Raw genomic sequence first — 19,850 nt, forward strand, 5'->3', positions numbered from 1 at the left:
TGGCGCCGCCTCGTGCGCGACTACGAGCAGCGCATCGACGTCTCGCAAGCCATGATCCTTGTCGCAATGGGTGGCAATCTCATCCGCCGAAACGCTCATCCGTGAATTTCAAAACGGACTCTCAGCCCTTCTGGATGCCGATGACGGACTAGCGGTTATTCAAATGGCGGCTCCCTTTCAGTGGGGGACTAAACAGGTCTCCAACGCTGCAAACACTTGGCTTCAAGCAAGAAGTCCTTGAAGTACCCTCACCGAAACGCCCCCAGCGGATCGCTCTGCCCCACCGGCATTCTCGCCGCCTTGAACTCCGCCGGATCGACCACAGCCTCCCGCAGCATCATCACGCCATAACGGGTCGCCGCCATCAGATCGTCCCGCAGCTTGACCACCTGGCCGTCCTTGCGATGGTAGAGCCGAAACTCCTCAAACCAGTCGGCAAGCGTCGAGAACACCTTGAAGCGGCCGCTCTGCATGCGGTCGAGCATCTCCATCAGCCCGGCCTCGACCGAGACCGACCCGTCGGGGAATTGCGCGTGGCGGGTCAGCATGTTCAGCCCGTGCGCGGCATATTGCCGGGCGAGCGCCACGCCCGCCCCTTCCAGCGTCTCGCGGCGGCCGTCGCGCGGCCAGGCGAAGGGCAGCCATTCGCCCCATGGTCTCAAGGTCAGCGCCTGCATGGCCGGCGTCTGCTGCGAAGCGCGGGCCGCCTTGGTGACATAGACGATATCGGCCTCCGTATCCCAGGCAAGCTCGACCGCGGCCGACGGATGGTCCCAGCCGAAATCCAGCGCGCCGAGCCTGGGCCAGTAGCGCGGCAGCCGGAACGGCTCGCAGGCAATCAGCTCCTCGGCCACCGGAAAGATGCGGCCCGACCCCAGCACCGGAATGCCGCGTGCGCGGGCCTCGCGCTCATGCGCGGGATAGGCGGCAACGATCGCCGCGCGCTCCTGCGGCGAATAGTGCTCGGCATCGTCGATGGTCATGAAGGTGACGTGACGGGACATCCTTTTGGTTCTCCGACTTACATCGTTCGAGGAGAATCCTAGCGCCAGCGCCTTACGAAGCCCCCTCTCCGGCCGCTTCGCGGCCATCTCTCCCCCGCTTTTGCGGGAGCGAGGAACCCAAGTTCTGAGAGGCCCCGCTCACCCCCGCCGCAGCTCAATGAGGCACGGAAAGAGAACCTAGGCGGCCTGTTCAGCTAGGTCAGGTAACTGGATCGCGTCGAGGGCGGCACTTCGGCTCTCGTCAATCGTACAGACATGACGGTGCGCGCCCATTAGGCACAACGCTATCAGTTGCCTGGCAAGCTTGCGATCCTCTTTAAGTTCTTTCTTGCTATGGCCGGCGCCGGGCGCGCTTAGTTGAATTTCGAAGTGCGCATCTTCGTCGTTTTCAGGCTTCCACTTGATACCTAGAAGATAGCAGTCAAGCTTGACATCCTGGACCGCGCCCGCCCTCAAATTATAAAACCCCAGGTAGTATACCTGCTCTTTGTCTGGTTCGGGCAAGCGGCCATTCCGAGATGCGAATCTTGTATTGCTTGCCACGGCAGCTCGACAGCCATATTTGTGTGCAGCATCATCGGAACCCAGCAAAAAACGCGATGCAACTGAGATTGCGTAGGAGCCGCCATCAATCTCGTCAAGTTTCACCAGAGTTTCGGCATCGAACACATCATTTGGAAAGGATTTTGGATACAGAATCGAACGACAGATAATATCATCACAAAGCATCTGTACTATCGGCATCGCTGTCCGGCGTCACGATTCCGCCAAATTTTATTAGCCAGTCCTTGAGGTCGTCTGCAGTATTAAATGAAAGTTCCTCCGAACAGCGAACTTTTGTCTGCTTATTTAAAACCATAAGGTCGATTTCGCCCTGCTCAACCGTCAAATACCTCTTTATTACTTCAGAGTCCCACGTCAGCACGGCATCCCCTTCGTGCGGGAACAGCTTCGGGACCCCAATTTTAAAATTGTGGTTCAGAAGCGCGACCAGGGCTTCAGACTTCTTGGCTGTCTGGGGATCGAGATAGAAATCATGGTTCGCTGGCAATTCGGCCATCCGCCTCATCGCCTCGACGAGGCTTACAAACTTGCGTGAGCGATCGCTATTGGGCCGCTCGGGCAGTGTTATCGAATTGCTGAACAAGCCATACCAGCGCGGCTTATCTTCAATCTCAACCCCAGAGCCGCCTTCGGGGTAGGGAATGATTTCTTCTTTTGTGGTGGCAGCACGTGCCATCTCTTGCCATTCTAGAACTCGCGTATTCGCCATCGCTCAGTTCCTCAGCCCACTCAGATTTCCTACTGCTATAACTCGCAACAGTTCGTCTGCCAGCCCTCTAAATATATGTCTCAGTTTGTCGCGCTCCAATAGCTTGCCGTCAGGCACTGTGTTGAAATCGAAGTGCCTGCGAGCGACAAACTGCGCAGGGATGGTCGAAGTAGAAAGGTGGGGCAACACGCTACCGGGCGCAAGCGGAAAGGCAAACGACTGAAATCCCACCGTAGAAAGCTGTACCAGTCTATTTGCGATAATGTCTCCAAGGCTGAATCTCGAATTGATCTGGAACATGAGGTCAGTCGCGTTTGCAATACCAAAGTCAAAGCCTAAAGCGCTGATGAATTCCTTGACACCATCCGAGTAAGATTCAACCGGCTTCATAGAGGTCGCCACCAATGCTATTCGAAATGCGTCTTTTGAAATTATCGAAACAGTTTCATTTCGGTTCAGCAGGAAATTTAATCTCTCTTCCAAATCAAACAAAGCACCAAATACATTCGCGCTCTCGTTGGGAATGTCGGTACTGATTACGACATCCACACGTCCTGGTTGCACTTGGACCTGAGATTGAACGCCATCATCGATCGAGGAAGCAAGACTCAGAAACGGATTCGAAGGGTTGGGTACGCGATTGTTGTGAGCTTGTTCAGGCTCTTCGTCCCAAATCCGCCTAAAAATCTCGGCTGCCGAAACCCCGTCAACATCGGCTAGGAACCAAACCAATTGAACGTTTTGCCCCTTCCAATCGACCATTGCCATTCCAAGAACCCCAATATGAAAGCTTTCTGCATCATGCCGTACTGGAAAGCAACCGCTAGCACCATGGTGGGTAAAATGATAACAAGTGCCTTATTGCGACAAAAAATCGTCACCACAGTCGCGTCAAATTCCCGAGCCCTGGGAGAGCTTTTATCGCGGGTTCGGGTCTCAACACGCCCAAAGAGGAAACGCACCCTGTAAAAACGCCGATTTTCCAGACTCTTATACAAGTCAGGCGCACCCCCTGCGGCACAAGGTGGAGCGAGTAGCGGGAATCGAACCACTCGTTCAGTTTGGAAAGCTGACCGTCTGAACGATCGCCACGGGAAGGAAAGTCACCTCTTCCCCATCCCCTCCACCTCACCCGCCGACAAAAACAACAACACCACATCGCTCATCCCAAGCAGCGGCGTGAACGTGACGATCGTAATGCCGCCGGTCGCGTTGGTCCGCGTCAGCCCCTCGGAATAGATATCCAGCGGCGGTTCCTCGTCGAACCAGACGCCGTGCAGGGTCTCGCCCTGCCATTTCTCGCGACCCTTCTCGAAGCTCTTGAACGACAGCACCGATTCATCGGCCTGCACATCGCCGCCGCCGCCCCAGCGCACCACGACGCTGTCGAGCGCACCGGGCGCGCCGCGGCCCATGGCGGTCTGGACGATGGCGTCGGCGGGGATCATGCCGGTGCCCCAGGCCGCCTGCTGCTGCGGCGGGCCGACCAGCACGCGCTGCGGATTGTCGCGCGTGCCTTCGCCGGTGACGCCGGCTGCCCATAGCCGCACGGCCGAGTCGAAAACCTTGCCTTGCCACCACGAGGGATAGCGGCCGGTCAGGTGCATGGCCCATTCCGCACCGCCGGCCCTGGTCTTGCCGAGCTGGTTGCCGGCCATGAACAGGCGCTCGCGATTCTCTGCTCCCGCCGCGTGAAACTCGGCCTGGCGTTGATACGGCTTGTAAGCGGCAAGAAGATTAGTGCGGCGCCTGCGGTCCAGTTCCGCTAGCAGCGCCAGATATTCCGTCCTCGCGGACATCACCGAGGTCTTCGAGGAACGGTTTGACGACGCCCTCAAGGGCGCGGATGCGGTTGCGGATCTCGTCATCGCTCAAGCCGTCCAGTTGGTTGATGGTGACATGCAAATCCTTGGGCAGCACCGAAAGCACGATCTTCAGATACTGGTCCGGCTTGTCGGCGCGCACCTCGGCGATGACGCCGGCGCCATGGGTGCGGAAATCGGCGCGCACGGCAGCCAGGAAGTCGTCGCCCAGCGTCTTTTTCGCGCGCTTGGGGCGCGGCTTGACAGACGCTGGCGTGGCGGCGGGTTTGCGCCTTGCCGGCTTTGCCTTGGCGCGCGTGGGCTTGGCAGCGGGTTTGTCAGTCATGGACGTGGCCGTCCGTGGCATTGGTGGCATCGGCGGCAGAAACCATCGTGCGGGCCTTCGGCGGCGCTGGCCTGCTGGCCCGCTTCTTCGAGCGGATGGATTTCTTCCTAGCCCTCTTCGTGGCTCCTTGGGCGCGCTTCGGCTTTGCCGCCTGGGCGGGCTTTACCACACCGGCCCGGGCCTTGAGCCGCGCCATGACGAGACCGACAAGCTGTCCGGCGATGCCTGCCTGCGGGAAACAAAAGCCACCGGCCGCATCCCGCACCATGCCGATCAGCACGCCGGGCGCGACCGGTTCGACACGGCCCAGACGGGGCTGCGGCGCCGCCCCTTCGAACTCGCCGATGGCGCTCACGATTTCCTGGCCGTCATCGCCGGTGATGATGGTGGCGTAGCGTGTGGACATTGGATTTCTCGCAAGATGCCGCGCTCCGTCGCGCCCCTCTGTGCCGTCGATAACCGCATCGACAACACAGGCAGGCTTCCGATCAAAGGCAGCCCAAAAACGCAAAACCCGCCTCGGCGGCGGGTCGGTGGCGCAACTCAGCACCATAGGCAAATATGTAGCATAGCTGCCCTCACCCGTCAACAGAATTCTGAGAAAAAATTCCTATATCGGTCGAAGCCGCTACCCGACCGGCGCCAGCAATTCCCGTTTTCACCGGCCGGCTGGCCATGAGCCAGCGGGTGTGGAATCATTAGACGACGCTCATGGAATGATTCCCGTCGCACGGCCTAATGGGAGAGGACGATGGACAGACCAGCCATGGCATCCGTGTTCAGGATGCGGCATGCACCGGCCACGGTTTCCGGCGTGCGCAGCACTGGCCAGGGCCAGGCCGATCCGGTCATCCGCGTGCGTTCGCTTGGCGAGGCGATCCGCTTCGTCGCCCACGCCTACCCCCAATACGACATCAGCGCCGTCGCCATCAGCTGCGGCGATCCTTCCATCGCGCGCCTCGGCGGCCTGGAGGTGAAGGCGCTGTGGCGTGAGTATGGCGAGCGCCTGACGCAGGAATAGGCCGTTTGGCTCCGGCTTGCTGGTCATTCCGGCGGGCAATCCGCCGCGTCCGGAGCGAAAACGGCGCTCGCGCGTTTCGATCGTAGTCACAGGAGCAATCGCCATGAATGTCGCCAATCTGCAACTTGAGGGCCTGCTGATGGCCGTCGCATCGATCAACCGACTCCTGGTTCAAAAGGGGGTGCTGACGGCAGAGGAAATAGACCTCGCCTTGCGCAAGACCGAGGCCTGCGAAACCAGCCAGGAGCGATCCGAAGCCATGTCCGCGTCCAGCCGCGACGCCATCAACTTTCCACTCCGGCTGCTGGAACTCGCCAATCAGTGCCAGCCGGAGGTCGACATGCCCTCCTTTTCGAAGCTGGCCCGCATGGTCGGCAAGATAAAGGAACCCTACAACGACCAGCTGTGATCCTTCGCCTCAAGCCCTACCCGGCCATCCCAGATTGAGCGAAAGCACCTTGCCCGGCCCATGCACGGCGGCAAACAGCAGTCCGGCCAGGAAGGAAAAATGGTCGACGAAGAAGCCGAACTCGGCCTGGTTGCCGGCCCAGTGGCTGGGTCCGTGGAAGACAAGGCCGAGGAACAGCACATAGGCGGCAGCGATCAGGGCCGCCTGCGAGAAGAAGGCACCGGTCAGGAAGCACAGCACCAGGGCGACTTCCAGGATCGCCGCGCACCAGGCCAGGAACAATGGAAACGGAAAGCCGGCCGCGGCGATGTAGCCGGCGGTCGCCTCCATGCCCATGAACTTGAAGCTTACGGCCATCAGGAAGACGCCAGCGAAGATCAGGCGGGCGATGAGAAGCGCCGTGGTCTGCCACGGCGACTGTGTGATTTGCGACTGTGTGATTTGCGACGACATGGTCGTTCTCCAGGTTTGCAATGGGTTCCGACCCAAGGACGCGCGACCGACGCCCGGTCCGACACCCCCGGAGCAGATTTTTGTCTGGAAACCCGCTTTATCCGGAGTGCCTCCTTGAATCCATGACCGTGCGGAACCACCCGGGCTTATTGTCGTGCTTGCGGAACCCGCGGCGCCGATCTGTGTTATGTCCTGTTAATCGCGGGATCGTGCGCCGACGGCTGCATGTTCCCGACAACAGAAAGCGAGACCGACATGGCTGACGACAAGTCGAAGACCAAACAGGACCGCAAGCTGGTCTCGAGCGACGAGACCTACGAGGTCGCTGCCTTTGCCCGCAAATACGGCATTCCGCCAAGCGAGGCGCAGACCATCATCAAGCGCTACGGGCCATCGCGCAAGAAGCTCGACGCCCATATGGCGGCACGCGGCTAGAGCCTGGCGCGACGATCGGGGTGGGGATCGTCTCTGATGGATGAGCCCATCCCGCCCGGCCCGGGAGCTCGCAGGCTGACAAGGATGGAGGCCACGACCATGTCCGACACCATACGCAGGACCGGCAGTTGCCTGTGCGGTGGCGTGCAGTTCTCGGTCAGCGGACCGCCGCTGCGCGTTGGCCTTTGCCATTGCAAGGATTGCCGCAAGGCCGGCGGCTCGGCCTATTCCGCCTTTGCCGTCTGGCCGCGCGAAGCCTTCGAGACCACCGGCCTCATCAGCTCCTACGGCACGCGCAGCTTTTGCCCGACCTGCGGCGGCCGCGTTGCCTGGGTCGACGACACCGAGGCCGAGGTGGCGCTCGGCAGCCTCGACGTCGCGCCGACCGATCTCGCGCCCGAATATGAATTGTGGACCTCGAGGCGCGAAGCCTGGCTGCATGCCTTGCCCGGCACCGAACAGTTCGAGCATGACCGGCCGACGGCGCACGCCGCCGAGGTGCCGGCGCCAAGATCGCTGTCGGATATCGATGCAGGCGAGTGAAATTTGATCGTTCGCGAAGGGAACCCTGCCCTGTCGCCGACGTTATCCGACGCCTCTTTTTGTGCATGTCGTTGTCCCAAATCGCTGCGCAGCCTCGGCCCAAGCCCGCGGGCATGCGTTTGGCATCAGTCATGGAGACGACCCGTTGAACGACAAGATGTTTCCCCGGTCGATCCGGCTGAAATTCGCCCCCGAGGATGAGCGCGTCGTCCGCAGCGCCTGGGAGGGCCTGGAATGTCTCGGCGACTGGCCGACTGGCCGCGGCCAGCGCTACAGGGCGGCCCTGCGCAGCTGTCGCGACGCGCTGGACGGCTGGACCCCGCCGGAAAAGGCGATGCGGGCGATGATCGACGCCGCGCGCGAAGCAAAACTCCTCCAATGACGGGGAACAAGACATGGCCGACTTGATGCTGCCCACGCCGATGCGGATCAAGGCACATGGCTCGGACACTATCCGCGACGTCACGACGGTCAAGGATGCCAGCGAAATCCTGATCGACTGGCCGCAGGCCAAGCGTGGTCCGTTTTATCAGGCGGCGCGCGAACAGGTCGAGGCAGCGATGGAAGACAAGGCAAGTGCCGCCCAGGCGCAGGAAGCGTTCGCTGCGCTCTGCAGCCACGCCGGCGTGATTGTGCGGTAAGAATGTGTTGGGGCCGATGGACCCACGGAAAGGGTCGCCTTGTACGACCGGGCGAGAGGTCTCGAACCCCAGACGAGGTTGCGCCGCCCGACGATAACAGGCCCTGCCTCTATTGCTTCGGCGGCTGGGGCGGCACTTCGCCAGGCTTGATCACCGGCGTCTTGCCTTCGTCGGGCGCCGGCGCGGCCATTCCTTGATCACCTGTGGGGGGCGGTTTCAGCACACCGCCGCAATCGCTGAGCTTCTCCGTCAGATTGCCGCTGTCGGGCTGCTGTTTTGCACCTTGCTCCGGCTGCGCACGGCATTTGTCGGCCTGCGGCACTGTGCTGTCGTTCTGCTGGTCGGTCTGGGCAGCCGCCGGCGCCGCCAGCGCCAGCATCAGGCCGCATGGTATGATGGCGAGAATTCTCATCCCGGGCCTCCTTTCCTGTGACGGCCGCCCGCGGCGGCCTTCCCTTCACAGGAACAACGCCCGTCGAGGAAAAAGGTTGGCCGCTTCCGCCCGGGTTGCGTTGCAACCAAACCCGTTCGCCGGCCGTTGCGCGTGCCGGAGGCGACCATGTTCGATGATTTTCAAAGTACGAAAATCGACACCGGCGACGCCGTCATATTCTCGCTGCGTGCCGGCAGCGGGCCGCCGCTGCTGTTGCTGCACGGCTTTCCGCAAACGCATCTGATGTGGCGCGACATTGCGCCCACGCTGGCCAGCCGGTTCAGCGTCGTCTGCGCCGATCTGCGCGGCTATGGGGGCAGTTCCTGTCCGGCGTCGGCTGCGGATCACGCGCCCTATGCCAAGCGCGCCATGGCCGCCGACATGGTGGCGCTGATGGCAAGGTTCAGTTTCTCAAGCTTCATGGTCGCCGGCCATGACCGCGGCGGCCGTGTCGCCTACCGGATGGCGCTCGATCATCCGGACCGCATCGACCGGCTTGCCGTGCTCGACATCGTGGCCACGGCCGATGCCTGGGATCGGGCCGACGACAGGCTGGCGCTGGGCTACTGGCCATGGTCGTTGCTGGCGCAGCCCGAGCCGTTGCCGGAAAAGGTCCTGGCAGGTGCCGCCGAGGCGATCGTCGACAATGCACTCAGCGGCTGGGGCTCATCGCCTTCGGTGTTTCCACCCGAGGTGCGGCGGGCCTACATCGATGCCTTGCGCGCGCCTTCCCACATCCATGCCATCTGCGAGGAATATCGGGCAGCGGCCACGCTCGACCGCGAGCATGACCGGTCGGATAAGGCCACCGGCCGGCGCATCCGCTGCCCGCTGCTGGCGCTGTGGAGCGGCCAGGGCGCACTCGCGGACTGGTATGCCGGTGAAGGCGGGCCGCTGGCGCTGTGGCGCGGCTGGGCCGATGACGTGCGCGGTCAGGCGATGCCGGGTGGACATTTCTTTCCCGAGGCGAACCCGGCACAGACCGCCGAGGCGCTGGCCGGCTTCTTCGGTGAAGCCGATCCGGACAGATCGTAGCGGGTGAAATGGCTGAATAGACCTCAAGGGCGGAAAGACGGCTCGCTGTCGGCAGCAGCGATTTCGGCGCCGAGTTGCGGAACGATGATCGATTCCAGCGGCGCCGTCAGCGACCAGCTGAGATGGCCCGGGCTCCGCTTCAGGACCGCCGAGCCGTTCAGCGACTGCGGAGCGACCCGTTGCAGCACGACGGTGCCGAAGCCCTTGCGCGTGCTTTCGTCCCGCCGCTCCCCTTGCTTCGGCATCGTCTCGTCCCAGGCGAGATGGATTTCCCGGTTTCCCGAAACACCATTGGCGATCTGCCAGGTGATCTCCAGCCGTCCGGCATCGCACGCCAGCGCGCCATATTTGGAAGAGTTGGTGCCGAGCTCATGAAAGGCCATGCCGAGATTTTGCACGGCGTTCGGCTGCAGGGTCAAAAGCGGTCCGGAGAGCGATACCTGTTCCTCGCGGCCGAATGGCTTGAGCTGCTCCTGGACGAGGTCGAAAAGGCTGGCACCCGCCCAATCCGAGTTCACCAGCAGGTCGTGCGACCGCGACAGCGCCATGATGCGGGAGCGGATCAGCTCTTCGAATTCGCGCGGATCGGTCGAGCGTTTGCTCGTCTCCCTGATCATCGAGAGGATCACCGCGAACTGGTTCTTGACGCGATGGTTCACCTCTCGCAGCAAATGCCGGATTCTGCGCTCGCTCTCCCTGGTCGCGGTGATGTCGCGGGCGATCTTCGAAGCACCGATGATCTCGCCTGTAATATTCCTGATTGGCGAGATGGTCAGCGACACGGCAATGAAGCTACCGTCCTTGCGTTGCCGGATCGTCTCATAGCTGGCCACCCGTTCGCCGTTGCGAACCCGGACGATAATGTCGGCCTCCTCATCCCTGAGATGATCGGGAACGAGCATCAGCATCGACCGGCCGATAGCCTCCTCGGCAGCGTAGCCGAACATGCGCTGCGCCGCCCCGTTCCAACTGGTGATGATACTGTTCAGATCCTTGCTGATGATGGCATCGAAGGACGAATCGATGATAGCCGCCAGCCGTGCGTCGGCGCTGACATTGGTCGACGCCTCAAGGCTCGCCAATTCCTTCAACGTCCCATCCCCTCCTTGCGCAGCCTTCTCGCCCATTGGACAGGTTCCACCAGCGCCAGCAATGCGCGGCGGTCCGATTTGGTTGCAATCGCCGCGCAAGATTCTGTTTCCGTCACCGGCTTGGCGGCGGTCTCCAACGACCGCGCCAAGACGAAGGAGCTGTGCTCGACGCCGGCCGCAGCCGTCCATCCCCGTCCACGACGCCCCGTTCGGTTGCGCCGCAAGTGCGCGGCAAGTTGGCTGTTGCGGAACTTCGGGCCGAAATGCGAGTTTCGCCTGACACGTCAGTTCACCTAACAGGTCAGTTCAAGGGAACCGCCATGCCGATGCGCAAAATTGCCTTGATGACGGTAGCGATCCTGCTTGCCGCGACCGGCCTCGCGGAGGCCCGGCCGGATACCCGCGCGATGAGCTGCGATCAGCTCCAGCAACTGATCCAGAGCCGCCGCGCCGTGGTGCTGACCACCGGCCCCAACACCTATGACCGCTATGTCAGGCAGTTCGGCAACGAATGCGACTGGCCCGAGGTGCCGATGTCGGCCTATGTCCCGACCCGTGACGGCGGCTGCCCGGTCTACCGCTGTGAGGAGCCTGTCAACAACTTCCCGAACTGATGCCAGCCACGCGCCTTTGCCGCAGCACTGCGTTGATCCCGGCGCGCGAACCGGCTACGGGTGTTAGGGCAATTGCATCTTCCCGCTTCGTCTAATGGTAGGACAGCGCCCTTTGAAGGCGTGAATCGTGGTTCGAGCCCATGAGCGGGAACCAGCAATTGATTTCAACAGATGCCTAGCCGGCAAGCCGCGCCTCGGTCTCCTCGGCGCCAAGTGCCTGCTCCACGGCCTCGGGGTTCTTCTTGATCACGGTGAGATAGGCGCGCACCGCGCTGTCGGGCGCTGACCTGCCCTGCTCCCAATCGCGCAAACGAGCAAGGCCGAAGCCGAACCGGGCTGCGAAGGCCTCTTGATTGAGGTGGAGGACTTTGCGAATTGCGCGGACATCGACCCGCTCCGGCACATGGATCACGGCCCAGTCGGTATCACCCTCAGCGAACGCGATGGCGTCGTCGAGACCGGCCCTGATCTTGTTGAACGCACTCTTGCTCATTTCGCTTTTCCCTTCTTTCCGTAGGTGTCGATCAAGATCTTCGTCAGTTTTGCGAGGTCATTGCACTCGGCCTTCGACAAATTGTCCTTCTCGCCCTTGCCGAACACGGTCAGGAGGAACACTGGAATATCCTCACCGCCGAACACGGTCACGATTCGATAGCCGCCGCTCTTGCCATGCCCGCGACCGGCAACACGGAATTTCCGACAGCCGCCTGTGCCCTTCATCACCTTGCCGTACCGAGGCTCGTCTCCGAGAAGTTCGACAACCTCTGTCCGCTCCTCCTCGGACATGCCGGCGGCGTGGCCGGCGGAAAGGTATGCTGGCGTTTCGACGACTGTGTGCATGGCCAATACTACGGAATTTCCGTAAAAGGGCAAGTCAAACTACGGACGTCCCGTAGTTTTCCCTTCGGATTTCGGGCTTGCGCGCGAGAGGCACAGTGGTCAATGTGCTCATTGCCAACATGCCGTCGCGGCAGGTACCGCCAAGAAAGCTCTCCCTGAAACCATTTCGCAGACCCTGCGTTGACGACCGCACCCGTCAGACACAGGAGATATCCCATGACCGTCAGTTGCCGCATATCGATCGACAACCGACCTGCCACCGATGCAATTTTCCAGGCGGTTCCACGGATCGGGGAAAGCGTTTCGCTGTCGATCGATGGAAATACACAGGATCTGCGGGTGTCCCGCGTCGTGCATGTGACCAACGGTTCGCTGGAAGGTGCAACGATCGTCGTCGAAGTGACGACCAACATTCTATAGAGGCAACAGCAAGCCGCGTGCCGGCATATCAGCCAGCACGTTGCTGGTCGCGATCAGCGCGGCTGCAGTTAATCCTTGCCGCCTTCGGCAATCCCGTCGCCGGCGGTGGGCAGGATTCCAAAATCCCGCGACTTCAACCCGTGCTCCGCGGTCAGGAATCCATCCGAGGTCAAACCGCGCCGCAGCAGTTCCCTAACCGCGGCCGAGCGGCTCGGCATGCGCTTGTCGTAGCGCCAATTCTCCAACGCCGCCAACTCATCGGACGTCAGCATGATTTGCAACCGTTCGGGACGTTCCAGTTCAGCCATGGCGTTTCCTCGCTCAGGACCTAGAATGAGTTGAATTAGTATTTACCTCATAATTAGGAACGCACTCATAGTCCGTCAAGAGCCACTGGTGGGTGAACGGCGCATCGTGCACATAGTGAGATAAAGACGCCGAACGGGCATTCCTGTAATTATACTAACTATTTGATTTTACAAGAAAATTTCGTAGATTTTCCTTGCCGCGAGTCGACGCTCGGCGCATACTCCCAGGAACAGAAAACCGATCCCCTTCGGGAGGTTTCGAATGCGGTATGATTATTCGACGCGCCTGCGCGATGACGTCACGTCAGCGGTTCTGGTGGCGTTTGAGAAGAACGGCATCATCAACATCACGGCGGTGGCGGAACGGGTGAGGGTCCGGAATCTGGCCGAGAACGTCGCCCTTGAGGACATTGAACATCTGGTCCTGCAGGCGGCGCAACTCGTTGGCGTGGCAGTCGAATTCGACTGCGTGGCCGGCCTGTTCGCGGATGGCGTCGCTGACGAGGATGGCGAGCGCGCGAGTTCTCCGCTCGATCTGCCCCGCCCAGCTTCGATCCAATAAGGCAATTTCCGGAACGGTCTTCCACCCGAAGACCGCATGTTTCGGAAAACTCACGCCAGAGTGATTGGCACCGACGAAACCTTGGGCTGCCAAATGCGTTTATGGCTTCAGCCCAGTCGAGGTTTCCAATGCAAACTGCATGGTTTTCCAAACCGGTGGCGGTGTCGGTCGGAGTCGCCGGTTCCATCTACTATCTGTCCAATACGCAGCAAGCCATTGAATTGCTCACGACACATTGGCGTGACCCCGGCAGCCCAAAACATCAAACCGCGTTGCGCGCCTGCCGCCGGGCGACGAGCGGCGATGTTGCCCCCGATATCGCCAGGTCGGCGCTTGTCGAGGCCGCACGTGAAGCCCACATCCTTGTCGAGTAGGCCGCGTCGATTAGATCGGCCAAAGTCGGTGCGGCTGCTATAGTCGCGGCATCCCCCTCCTGGAGACCCCATCATGACCCTGAAGACACGCAAGCTCGGCAGCCAGGGGCTGCAAGTCTCGGCCATCGGCCTCGGCTGCATGGGCATGAGCCAGTCCTACGGTCCGGCCGATGAGTCCGAATCCATCGCCACGCTGCACCGCGCCATCGAACTCGGCTGCACTTTCCTCGACACCGCCGAGGTCTATGGTCCTTTCACCAACGAGGCGCTGCTCGGCCGGGCTTTGAAGGGAAAGCGCGACCAGGTGACGATCGCCACCAAATTCGGCTTCCGCATCGAAAACGGCAAGCAGGTCGGAACCGATAGCCGGCCCGGGCACATTCGTGAGGCCGTGGAAGCCTCGCTCGGCCGGCTCGCCACTGACCATATCGACCTCATCTACCAGCACCGCGTCGACCCGGCAGTGCCGATGGAGGATGTCGCGGGCGCCGTCGGCGAACTTGTCGCCGAGGGAAAGGTGCGCTTCTTCGGCCTGTCGGAGGCGGGTGCGGCCAACATCCGCCGGGCGCATGCCGTGCATCCGGTGTCGGCGGTGCAGAGCGAATACTCGCTGTGGGAGCGCAATCTCGAGCCGGAGATCATCCCGCTGCTCAGGCAACTCGGCATCGGCCTTGTGCCGTTTTCGCCGCTCGGCCGCGGTTTTCTTACCGGCGAGGTCAAGCGCGCGGAGGACTATGCCGAAGGCGACTACCGCCGCAACGACCCGCGCTATCAGGGGCAAAACTACGACGCCAATGTCGAGGCGGCGGCCAAGGTGCGCGACGTCGCGACTGCTCGGGGCGTCAAGCCCGGCCAGATCGCGTTGGCCTGGCTGCTGCAGAAGGGCAGCGGCTTTGGCATCGACATCGTGCCGATCCCCGGCACCAAGCGGATCAGATATCTGGAGGAGAACGTCGCCGCCGCATCGCTGAAACTCAACGCCTCCGAAATGGCCGCGCTCGACGACGCCCTGGCGCCCGGAAAAATCGCTGGCCCACGCTACACCGAGCGGGGCATGGCGATGGTCGATCGGTAGAGCGGCGTCGGCCCTCTTCGCTTTTTGCGGTGCTGGCGGAGCCAGCCTGAACGCCGCCGGCATCGCTCCGGTGTTCGACGCGAGGGTTCACTTGACATGTTCGGCGGGCGACTGCGTCAAGCGGCGCCATCCAGCACAATCGACAGGAGGCGGAGAGGCCCGCTTCCGCCTCATCGTTCTTCAAGCAGTCGTTCAGCCCGGCTCCACATCGTGCGCGATGTTCGCCAGCCGGGCATCGGCCTTCAGTGCATAAACGCTCCTCGCAGCCACGCGAAGAAACCGGATCTTCCAGACATTGCCGCGCGGACACGGGATGCGGCCCATCGTGCCGTCATCGTGGCGCCTACATGGCAATGGCAGACGATCCCGTGGAGCTGCCAATCGGTCAGCTCGAAGAAGCGCTTGGCCTCACCGTAGGTATCCTCCTTCAAGCCCAGCGCGCGAAACACCGGATCTTCGAAAGCAATTGTGATCGGTGATCCCGCGGAACGCATTCTTTCGCGCGTCTCCACGGATTGGTGCTCGGTCCCCGTCAGCGCCCCTAGGACCCTGTTGGGATTTTGCTCCAGAAGCTGCGCCCAGCGTTCGAGGCGTTCGCCTCGGGTCGCGAGAAGATGGGTTGCCTCGGCGTGGACGTCGGCAACGGCATTCAGTTGGTCAACGGTTTGATGCTTCACGGACGCCTCCTATTCAGCGGCTGAATTCGGTTCAGCCTTGAATGGAATTATGGCGCCCGGTGAGGTCGGCAAGACCCGGAGATGTGCGGTACGGCGATTCATTTGGGCGGCGTGGCTCCTTTCCGCTACGCTGCTCGCGATCCCGCGTCCCGGTCGCAATCGAAACCGCGGCGGAACCAATCCGCAAGCCCGACCGTTCTGCCCGCATCAGCCCTGGTCGAGACGCTTTCAAGTACGCGTGAGACTAAGATCGCTCGATGACTTTCTGACTGAGGACACCTGGATGTCGGTTGGTCGACATCCCGCCAGATGTCGACCAACCACCAAGCGCCCATGCAGGAGTTACTTCATGGCCATTCTGCCTAACCCCGACCCAATGCCTGTTCCAACACCCACGCCGCCGCCGGTTCCCGAACCGAAGCCCATGCGCGAGCCGGATCCGGACGGTCTTCCCGATGAAGAGCCGGTCCCCAATCCGGATGAGAACGACCGGCCGCCCAAGCACACGGGTCATGGGTCGGACCTCTGGCAATCGTCGTGATCATCACGCGGGTATCCGGCATCTTGCCGCAAGCGGTTCACCATCCGGCGGCAGCGCGCCGTCGGGAACGAGGCCGGTTCACTTGGCGCTGTCCGACTTTTTGTTGAAGATCGTGAGCAGGTCCACCGGCAGCGGGAACACCACCGTCGACGAGCGCTCGCCGGCGATGTCGTGCAACGCCTCGAAATAGCGCAACTGCATGGCCTGCGGCTCGGCCGCCAACATCTTGCCGGCCTCGACCAGCTTTGCCGCCGCCTGCTGCTCGCCATCGGCATTGATCACCTTGGCGCGCCGCAGCCTTTCGGCCTCGGCCTGCTTGGCGATGGCGCGTATCATACTCTCGTTGAGATCGACATGCTTGATCTCGACGTTGGAGACCTTGATGCCCCAGGCATCGGTCCGCTGGTCCAGGATCTCCTGGATGTCGCTGTTCAGCTTGTCGCGCTCGGCCAGCATCTCATCGAGTTCGTGCTTGCCGAGCACCGAGCGCAATGTGGTTTGCGCAAGCTGGTTGGTAGCGGTCATGAAGTCCTCGACCTGGATGATTGCCCGCTCGGCATCGACGATGCGGAAATAGAGCACGGCATTGACCTTCACCGAGACGTTGTCGCGCGAGATCACGTCCTGTGGCGGCACGTCCTGCACCACCACGCGCAGGTCGACCCGCACCATCTGCTGGACGAAGGGAACGAGGAGGATGAGGCCGGGGCCCTTCACCCCGGTGAAGCGGCCGAGCGTGAAGACCACGCCGCGCTCATATTCCCGCAGGATGCGAATGGCCGCGGACAGGAACATCAGCACGAGGAGTGCGAGTATCAGATAGGCCACGTAACCGATAATCATTGCCTTGCTCCATTGTTCCTGCGCCGGACCGTCAGCATGAGACCGCTGACATCGGCCACCTCGACGCTGTCGCCAGGGGCGAGCGGTTCGTCGCCTTTCGCCCGCCAGCGCTCACCCTGGGCCAGCACATGGCCCTCGCTTCCCGACCAGTCGAGGATCTCGGCCGGCAGTCCGTGCATGGCCTGCGCGCCGACACGCGGCAGGCGCTTGCGTGCCGCCCACAGATAGCTGCCGGCCAGCAGCGCCAGGCCAAGCGTCAGCGCTGCGGCGGTGCCGATGACTGCCCATGACATCTCGAAGCCGGGACCCTCGACCTTGAGCAGCATGGCGGCGCCGAGCAGGAAGGCGGCCACGCCGCCAAGCCCAAGCACCACCGTCGGATTGAAGGCCTCGATGACGAGGAAGGCGATGCCAAGCAGCATCAGGGCAAGGCCGGCATAGCTGATCGGCAACAGGTTGAGCGCATAAAGCCCGAGCAGAAGGCAGATGGTGCCGATCACGCCGGGTGCCACCGCGCCGGGACTGGTGAACTCGAAGACGAGGCCGTAGAAGCCGGCCAGCATCAGGATGACGGCGATGTTGGGATCGGTGATGACGGCGAGAAGCCGGATCAGCCAGCCGGGCTCCAGCGTCTCGACCGGGAGGTCCTTTGTCGCCAACGCCCGTTTCTTGCCGGCCGCCTCGACCATGCGGCCGTTGGCAAGCTGCAGCAGTTCGGCCGTGTCGTGGGCGACGAGGTCGACGACATGTGCCTGAAGTGCCGCGTCGGCGGAGAGGCTGGCCGCCTCGCGCACGGCCTTTTCCCCCCAGTCGGCATTGCGCCCGCGCAGTTCGGCCAGCGAACGGATCAAGGCGACCGCGTCGTTCGTCACCTTGCTCATCATCGCGTCGCCCGCCGGCGACCCGGTGGCGTTCTTCTGGTCGCCCTTATCCTGGTCGCCGCCACCGGGCAGAGACGGCAGACCGCCAAGCTCGACCGGTGTGGCGGCGCCCAGGTTAGTGCCGGGCGCCATCGCCGCGACATGGGTCGCATAAAGAATATAGGTTCCGGCACTTGCCGCATGCGCGCCGGCCGGGGCGACATAGCCGATGACGGGAACGGGCGAGGCAAGGATATCGGCAATCATCTCGCGCATCGAGGTGACCAGCCCGCCTGGTGTGTCGATCTCGAGGATGAGAACCTCGGCGTGCCGCTCGGCGGCCTCGGCCAATGCCTCCTTGAGCTGCCTCGCGCTCGCCGGACCGATGGCGCCGTCCATCTCGACGCGCAACGCCAGCTTCTGCGTCGCCTCTCCGGTTGCGGAAGAGGGACTGGCGACCGCGGCGGCCATGAGGGCCGCGGCAAGAACCGCCATCCGCGCGAGGTTCACGCTCTAAACTCCCTGGGCAGGATACCGGACCCGATCCCACCGAACTCCCTGGCGCGGTCGCAGGATTGCAAGCCGACAACCCGGCTCCGCGGGCCGGACGGCAAAAGCATGGGGCGCATTTTCAAATCCGGAGGAGCCCGCCGCTCGCGCGCCGGACCCCCACCCTTTACCGGTCACGCATGCGCGTGCGGATGACGGAAGTCCCAGACGGCCCAACCTGATACGGCAACCACCAGCACGCCGAGAACGACGTGGGTGGCCATCGCGTGGCTGTTCGCCATGAAGCCGAGCAGCCAGGGCGAAACGATCAGCCAGACCCCGAGAACGACACTAACCCATTCCTCCCACTCGGCGAACGCGGCAAGCGCCGCCAACGCCATGACGCCCAGCACGACGCCAACAATCCAGGCGTTCCATGCGGGAGCGGTCGCAGCAGCGAAGCCGATTATCCAAGGTGAGATGAACAGGCAGATGGCAAGGACCAGATTGAGCCAGTCCTGGCCCTTCTTTCCTTCCATGAGCGTAATAGCCATGACAACCTCCACAGATGAAGCTTGACCAAAGCGTAAAATTCGCGTGCAAATGCACGCTTAGTTATTGATGTAACTACGCTTCACATGGCCTTCAAGGCCCTGCGCCAATCCACTCCCGAACGGATCAACGCGCCGCATGCCTTGCCAGTGCGTGCTCGATCAGCACGTCGATGGTCTGGCTGTAGCCGATGCCTGATGCCGCCAGCGCCTTGGCATACATGGAGATGTCGGTGAAGCCTGGAATGGTGTTGACCTCGTTGACCAGCAGGCTGCCGTCCGCGCGCAGGAAGAAGTCGACGCGCGCCATCGCCTCGCAACCGAGCGCCTGAAAGGCCTGTCGCGCCATCTCCCTCGCTCTTTCGGCGACCGCGGCCGGGACATCGGCGGGCACCTTGACCACCGCGCCGTCGGCATCGAGATATTTGGCTTCATAGGTGTAGAAGCCATGCTTGCCGGCCGGAATGATCTCGCCGGGCAGCGACACCGTCAGCGTGCCGTCGGCCCGCTCCAGCACCGAGAACTCGATCTCGCGGCCTTCGACGAACTCCTCCACCAAAACCTTGCTGTCATGCCGGAAAGCCGCCTCGACGGCCGTGGTGAAGCCGGAGCTGTCGATCGCTTTGCTGACCCCGAAGGACGAGCCCTGGCGCGCCGGCTTGACGAACACCGGCAGGCCGAGCTTCGCCGAGACATCTTCGAAGGTCACGTGCTCACCGCGCCGCAAGGTCAGCGAGCGGGCGACCGCCAGCCCGGCCTCGCGCATCAGCCGCTTGGCAATCTCCTTGTCCATGGCCGCGGCCGAAGCTAGGATGCCGCAGCCGACATAGGCGACATCGGCAACCTCGGCATAACCCTGGACCGACCCGTCCTCGCCGAACGGTCCATGCAGCACGGGAAAGACGACATCGACCGGCGGCAGGTTCGGCTGCGTTCCATCCGGCGACACGGCGACCAGCCTGCCCTTGCCGCCGGGCAGCAGGGCGACCTCGATGCCGTCCTCGGATGCCGGCGCCCCTGCCCCGTCGCCGGCGGCCGACTGTTGCAGCAGCCATCTGCCGCTGCGGGAAATGGCGATCGGCACGATGTCGTAGCGCATCCGGTCGATCGCCTTCAGCACATTGGCCGCCGAGAGGCGCGACACGTCATGCTCGGCCGAACGCCCGCCATAGAGGATGGCAACCCTTGTCTTAGCGGTCATGGAAATTCC

At 62.4% G+C, this 19,850-nt stretch carries 31 protein-coding genes, 1 tRNA gene and 1 pseudogene; 14 read left to right on the forward strand and 19 right to left on the reverse strand.

Annotation, left to right across the window (positions count from 1 at the left end; translation table 11 throughout):
• Positions 1 to 105: pseudogene (locus NKI20_RS29590) on the forward strand (IS5/IS1182 family transposase); the annotation flags it as partial.
• 143 nt (positions 106 to 248) lie between these two features.
• On the opposite strand, the gene NKI20_RS29595 reads toward NKI20_RS29590, so the two are convergent.
• The 7 genes from NKI20_RS29595 to NKI20_RS29625 form a co-directional block, all read right to left on the reverse strand.
• Entirely contained in the window at positions 249 to 1,004 is a 756-nt protein-coding gene (locus tag NKI20_RS29595) for a phage terminase large subunit family protein (protein ID WP_352837191.1), read from the reverse strand.
• Positions 1,005 to 1,181: 177 nt separating this feature from the next.
• On the reverse strand, positions 1,182 to 1,748 hold the full coding sequence (locus NKI20_RS29600) for a hypothetical protein (protein ID WP_352837194.1): 567 nt from the start codon (positions 1,746 to 1,748) through the stop codon (positions 1,182 to 1,184).
• On the reverse strand, positions 1,723 to 2,277 hold the full coding sequence (locus NKI20_RS29605; RefSeq protein ID WP_352837197.1) for a hypothetical protein: 555 nt from the start codon (positions 2,275 to 2,277) through the stop codon (positions 1,723 to 1,725). The genes NKI20_RS29600 and NKI20_RS29605 overlap by 26 nt, the downstream gene beginning before the upstream one ends.
• 3 nt (positions 2,278 to 2,280) lie before the next feature.
• Positions 2,281 to 3,045: a hypothetical protein gene (locus NKI20_RS29610; protein ID WP_352837199.1), complete on the reverse strand. Its 765-nt coding sequence runs from the start codon at positions 3,043 to 3,045 to the stop codon at positions 2,281 to 2,283.
• 335 nt (positions 3,046 to 3,380) lie between these two features.
• Positions 3,381 to 4,076 carry a terminase large subunit domain-containing protein gene (locus NKI20_RS29615; protein ID WP_352837202.1) on the reverse strand — a complete coding sequence of 232 codons (696 nt, stop codon included), beginning with the start codon at positions 4,074 to 4,076 and terminating at the stop codon, positions 3,381 to 3,383.
• The gene (locus tag NKI20_RS29620; RefSeq protein WP_352837205.1) at positions 4,015 to 4,425 is read right to left on the reverse strand and encodes a hypothetical protein; all 411 of its coding nucleotides are present in this window, start codon (positions 4,423 to 4,425) and stop codon (positions 4,015 to 4,017) included. The genes NKI20_RS29615 and NKI20_RS29620 overlap by 62 nt, the downstream gene beginning before the upstream one ends.
• Complete coding sequence (locus NKI20_RS29625) at positions 4,418 to 4,831, reverse strand: hypothetical protein (protein WP_352837208.1); 414 nt, start codon at positions 4,829 to 4,831, stop codon at positions 4,418 to 4,420. Before NKI20_RS29625 ends, NKI20_RS29620 begins: the two co-directional genes overlap by 8 nt.
• A 345-nt stretch (positions 4,832 to 5,176) precedes the next feature.
• On the opposite strand from NKI20_RS29625, the gene NKI20_RS29630 reads away from it, so the two are divergent.
• Both NKI20_RS29630 and NKI20_RS29635 read left to right on the forward strand, forming a co-directional pair.
• The gene (locus NKI20_RS29630) at positions 5,177 to 5,446 is read left to right on the forward strand and encodes a hypothetical protein (RefSeq protein WP_352728954.1); all 270 of its coding nucleotides are present in this window, start codon (positions 5,177 to 5,179) and stop codon (positions 5,444 to 5,446) included.
• A 103-nt stretch (positions 5,447 to 5,549) separates the two neighbouring features.
• Positions 5,550 to 5,855, forward strand: a complete 306-nt coding sequence (locus NKI20_RS29635) for a hypothetical protein (protein WP_023761029.1) — start codon at positions 5,550 to 5,552, stop codon at positions 5,853 to 5,855.
• Between the two features lie 9 nt (positions 5,856 to 5,864).
• Here the strand turns inward: NKI20_RS29635 and NKI20_RS29640 are convergent, their stop codons facing one another.
• Positions 5,865 to 6,308 carry a DoxX family protein gene (locus NKI20_RS29640; protein WP_352837211.1) on the reverse strand — a complete coding sequence of 148 codons (444 nt, stop codon included), beginning with the start codon at positions 6,306 to 6,308 and terminating at the stop codon, positions 5,865 to 5,867.
• A gap of 255 nt (positions 6,309 to 6,563) precedes the next feature.
• On the opposite strand from NKI20_RS29640, the gene NKI20_RS29645 reads away from it, so the two are divergent.
• The 4 genes from NKI20_RS29645 to NKI20_RS29660 all read left to right on the forward strand — a co-directional run bounded on the left by NKI20_RS29645 (position 6,564) and on the right by NKI20_RS29660 (position 7,927).
• Positions 6,564 to 6,743 (forward strand): DUF3606 domain-containing protein, encoded by a 180-nt coding sequence (locus tag NKI20_RS29645; RefSeq protein WP_023761031.1) that lies wholly within the window; start codon positions 6,564 to 6,566, stop codon positions 6,741 to 6,743.
• Positions 6,744 to 6,842: 99 nt separating this feature from the next.
• Positions 6,843 to 7,286 carry a GFA family protein gene (locus NKI20_RS29650; RefSeq protein WP_352837214.1) on the forward strand — a complete coding sequence of 148 codons (444 nt, stop codon included), beginning with the start codon at positions 6,843 to 6,845 and terminating at the stop codon, positions 7,284 to 7,286.
• Positions 7,287 to 7,431: 145 nt separating this feature from the next.
• On the forward strand, positions 7,432 to 7,668 hold the full coding sequence (locus NKI20_RS29655; RefSeq protein ID WP_352837217.1) for a DUF982 domain-containing protein: 237 nt from the start codon (positions 7,432 to 7,434) through the stop codon (positions 7,666 to 7,668).
• 13 nt (positions 7,669 to 7,681) lie between these two features.
• The gene (locus NKI20_RS29660; protein WP_023761034.1) at positions 7,682 to 7,927 is read left to right on the forward strand and encodes a DUF982 domain-containing protein; all 246 of its coding nucleotides are present in this window, start codon (positions 7,682 to 7,684) and stop codon (positions 7,925 to 7,927) included.
• 109 nt (positions 7,928 to 8,036) lie between these two features.
• On the opposite strand, the gene NKI20_RS29665 is transcribed toward NKI20_RS29660, so the two are convergent.
• On the reverse strand, positions 8,037 to 8,339 hold the full coding sequence (locus NKI20_RS29665; RefSeq protein ID WP_352601998.1) for a hypothetical protein: 303 nt from the start codon (positions 8,337 to 8,339) through the stop codon (positions 8,037 to 8,039).
• A 147-nt stretch (positions 8,340 to 8,486) separates the two neighbouring features.
• Between NKI20_RS29665 and NKI20_RS29670 the strand changes: the two genes are divergently transcribed.
• Positions 8,487 to 9,395 (forward strand): alpha/beta fold hydrolase, encoded by a 909-nt coding sequence (locus tag NKI20_RS29670; RefSeq protein WP_352837220.1) that lies wholly within the window; start codon positions 8,487 to 8,489, stop codon positions 9,393 to 9,395.
• Positions 9,396 to 9,418: 23 nt separating this feature from the next.
• Here the strand turns inward: NKI20_RS29670 and NKI20_RS29675 are convergent, their stop codons facing one another.
• Complete coding sequence (locus NKI20_RS29675) at positions 9,419 to 10,522, reverse strand: sensor histidine kinase (RefSeq protein ID WP_352837223.1); 1,104 nt, start codon at positions 10,520 to 10,522, stop codon at positions 9,419 to 9,421.
• A gap of 284 nt (positions 10,523 to 10,806) precedes the next feature.
• On the opposite strand from NKI20_RS29675, the gene NKI20_RS29680 reads away from it, so the two are divergent.
• Positions 10,807 to 11,100 carry a hypothetical protein gene (locus tag NKI20_RS29680; protein ID WP_352837226.1) on the forward strand — a complete coding sequence of 98 codons (294 nt, stop codon included), beginning with the start codon at positions 10,807 to 10,809 and terminating at the stop codon, positions 11,098 to 11,100.
• Between the two features lie 80 nt (positions 11,101 to 11,180).
• Positions 11,181 to 11,254, forward strand: a tRNA-Gln gene (locus NKI20_RS29685).
• A 21-nt stretch (positions 11,255 to 11,275) separates the two neighbouring features.
• Here the strand turns inward: NKI20_RS29685 and NKI20_RS29690 are convergent.
• Positions 11,276 to 11,593, reverse strand: a complete 318-nt coding sequence (locus tag NKI20_RS29690; protein ID WP_352837229.1) for a helix-turn-helix domain-containing protein — start codon at positions 11,591 to 11,593, stop codon at positions 11,276 to 11,278.
• Positions 11,590 to 11,940: a type II toxin-antitoxin system RelE/ParE family toxin gene (locus NKI20_RS29695; RefSeq protein ID WP_023761041.1), complete on the reverse strand. Its 351-nt coding sequence runs from the start codon at positions 11,938 to 11,940 to the stop codon at positions 11,590 to 11,592. Before NKI20_RS29695 ends, NKI20_RS29690 begins: the two co-directional genes overlap by 4 nt.
• 216 nt (positions 11,941 to 12,156) lie before the next feature.
• Here NKI20_RS29695 and NKI20_RS29700 point away from each other — a divergent pair, with 216 nt between their 5' ends.
• Positions 12,157 to 12,360 (forward strand): hypothetical protein, encoded by a 204-nt coding sequence (locus tag NKI20_RS29700; protein WP_352837232.1) that lies wholly within the window; start codon positions 12,157 to 12,159, stop codon positions 12,358 to 12,360.
• A gap of 68 nt (positions 12,361 to 12,428) precedes the next feature.
• Here NKI20_RS29700 and NKI20_RS29705 read toward each other — a convergent pair whose 3' ends face one another.
• Together NKI20_RS29705 and NKI20_RS29710 are read right to left on the reverse strand one after the other, a co-directional pair.
• Entirely contained in the window at positions 12,429 to 12,668 is a 240-nt protein-coding gene (locus NKI20_RS29705) for a hypothetical protein (RefSeq protein WP_023761043.1), read from the reverse strand.
• Positions 12,669 to 12,972: 304 nt separating this feature from the next.
• Positions 12,973 to 13,323, reverse strand: coding sequence for a hypothetical protein (locus NKI20_RS29710; RefSeq protein WP_352837235.1), 351 nt, complete (start codon positions 13,321 to 13,323; stop codon positions 12,973 to 12,975).
• A 35-nt stretch (positions 13,324 to 13,358) separates the two neighbouring features.
• Here NKI20_RS29710 and NKI20_RS29715 point away from each other — a divergent pair, with 35 nt between their 5' ends.
• Together NKI20_RS29715 and NKI20_RS29720 are read left to right on the forward strand one after the other, a co-directional pair.
• A complete protein-coding gene (locus tag NKI20_RS29715; RefSeq protein ID WP_023761045.1) occupies positions 13,359 to 13,604 on the forward strand; it encodes a DUF982 domain-containing protein in 246 nt (81 codons plus the stop codon).
• 73 nt (positions 13,605 to 13,677) lie between these two features.
• On the forward strand, positions 13,678 to 14,679 hold the full coding sequence (locus NKI20_RS29720; RefSeq protein WP_352837238.1) for an aldo/keto reductase: 1,002 nt from the start codon (positions 13,678 to 13,680) through the stop codon (positions 14,677 to 14,679).
• A 242-nt stretch (positions 14,680 to 14,921) separates the two neighbouring features.
• On the opposite strand, the gene NKI20_RS29725 is transcribed toward NKI20_RS29720, so the two are convergent.
• Positions 14,922 to 15,356: a hypothetical protein gene (locus tag NKI20_RS29725; protein ID WP_023761047.1), complete on the reverse strand. Its 435-nt coding sequence runs from the start codon at positions 15,354 to 15,356 to the stop codon at positions 14,922 to 14,924.
• A gap of 349 nt (positions 15,357 to 15,705) precedes the next feature.
• On the opposite strand from NKI20_RS29725, the gene NKI20_RS29730 reads away from it, so the two are divergent.
• A complete protein-coding gene (locus tag NKI20_RS29730) occupies positions 15,706 to 15,897 on the forward strand; it encodes a hypothetical protein (RefSeq protein WP_352837277.1) in 192 nt (63 codons plus the stop codon).
• A gap of 78 nt (positions 15,898 to 15,975) precedes the next feature.
• Here NKI20_RS29730 and NKI20_RS29735 read toward each other — a convergent pair whose 3' ends face one another.
• From NKI20_RS29735 to NKI20_RS29750, 4 genes are all read right to left on the reverse strand, one after another.
• Complete coding sequence (locus NKI20_RS29735) at positions 15,976 to 16,740, reverse strand: slipin family protein (protein ID WP_023761048.1); 765 nt, start codon at positions 16,738 to 16,740, stop codon at positions 15,976 to 15,978.
• Positions 16,737 to 18,110, reverse strand: a complete 1,374-nt coding sequence (locus tag NKI20_RS29740) for an NfeD family protein (protein WP_352837242.1) — start codon at positions 18,108 to 18,110, stop codon at positions 16,737 to 16,739. Before NKI20_RS29740 ends, NKI20_RS29735 begins: the two co-directional genes overlap by 4 nt.
• A gap of 173 nt (positions 18,111 to 18,283) precedes the next feature.
• Positions 18,284 to 18,643, reverse strand: a complete 360-nt coding sequence (locus NKI20_RS29745) for an SPW repeat protein (protein ID WP_023761050.1) — start codon at positions 18,641 to 18,643, stop codon at positions 18,284 to 18,286.
• Positions 18,644 to 18,767: 124 nt separating this feature from the next.
• Positions 18,768 to 19,841 carry a D-alanine--D-alanine ligase family protein gene (locus tag NKI20_RS29750; RefSeq protein ID WP_352837246.1) on the reverse strand — a complete coding sequence of 358 codons (1,074 nt, stop codon included), beginning with the start codon at positions 19,839 to 19,841 and terminating at the stop codon, positions 18,768 to 18,770.
• Positions 19,842 to 19,850: the final 9 nt, after the last annotated feature.

It is taken from the genome of Mesorhizobium sp. M0830, from assembly GCF_040319965.1.
Lineage (GTDB): Bacteria > Pseudomonadota > Alphaproteobacteria > Rhizobiales > Rhizobiaceae > Mesorhizobium.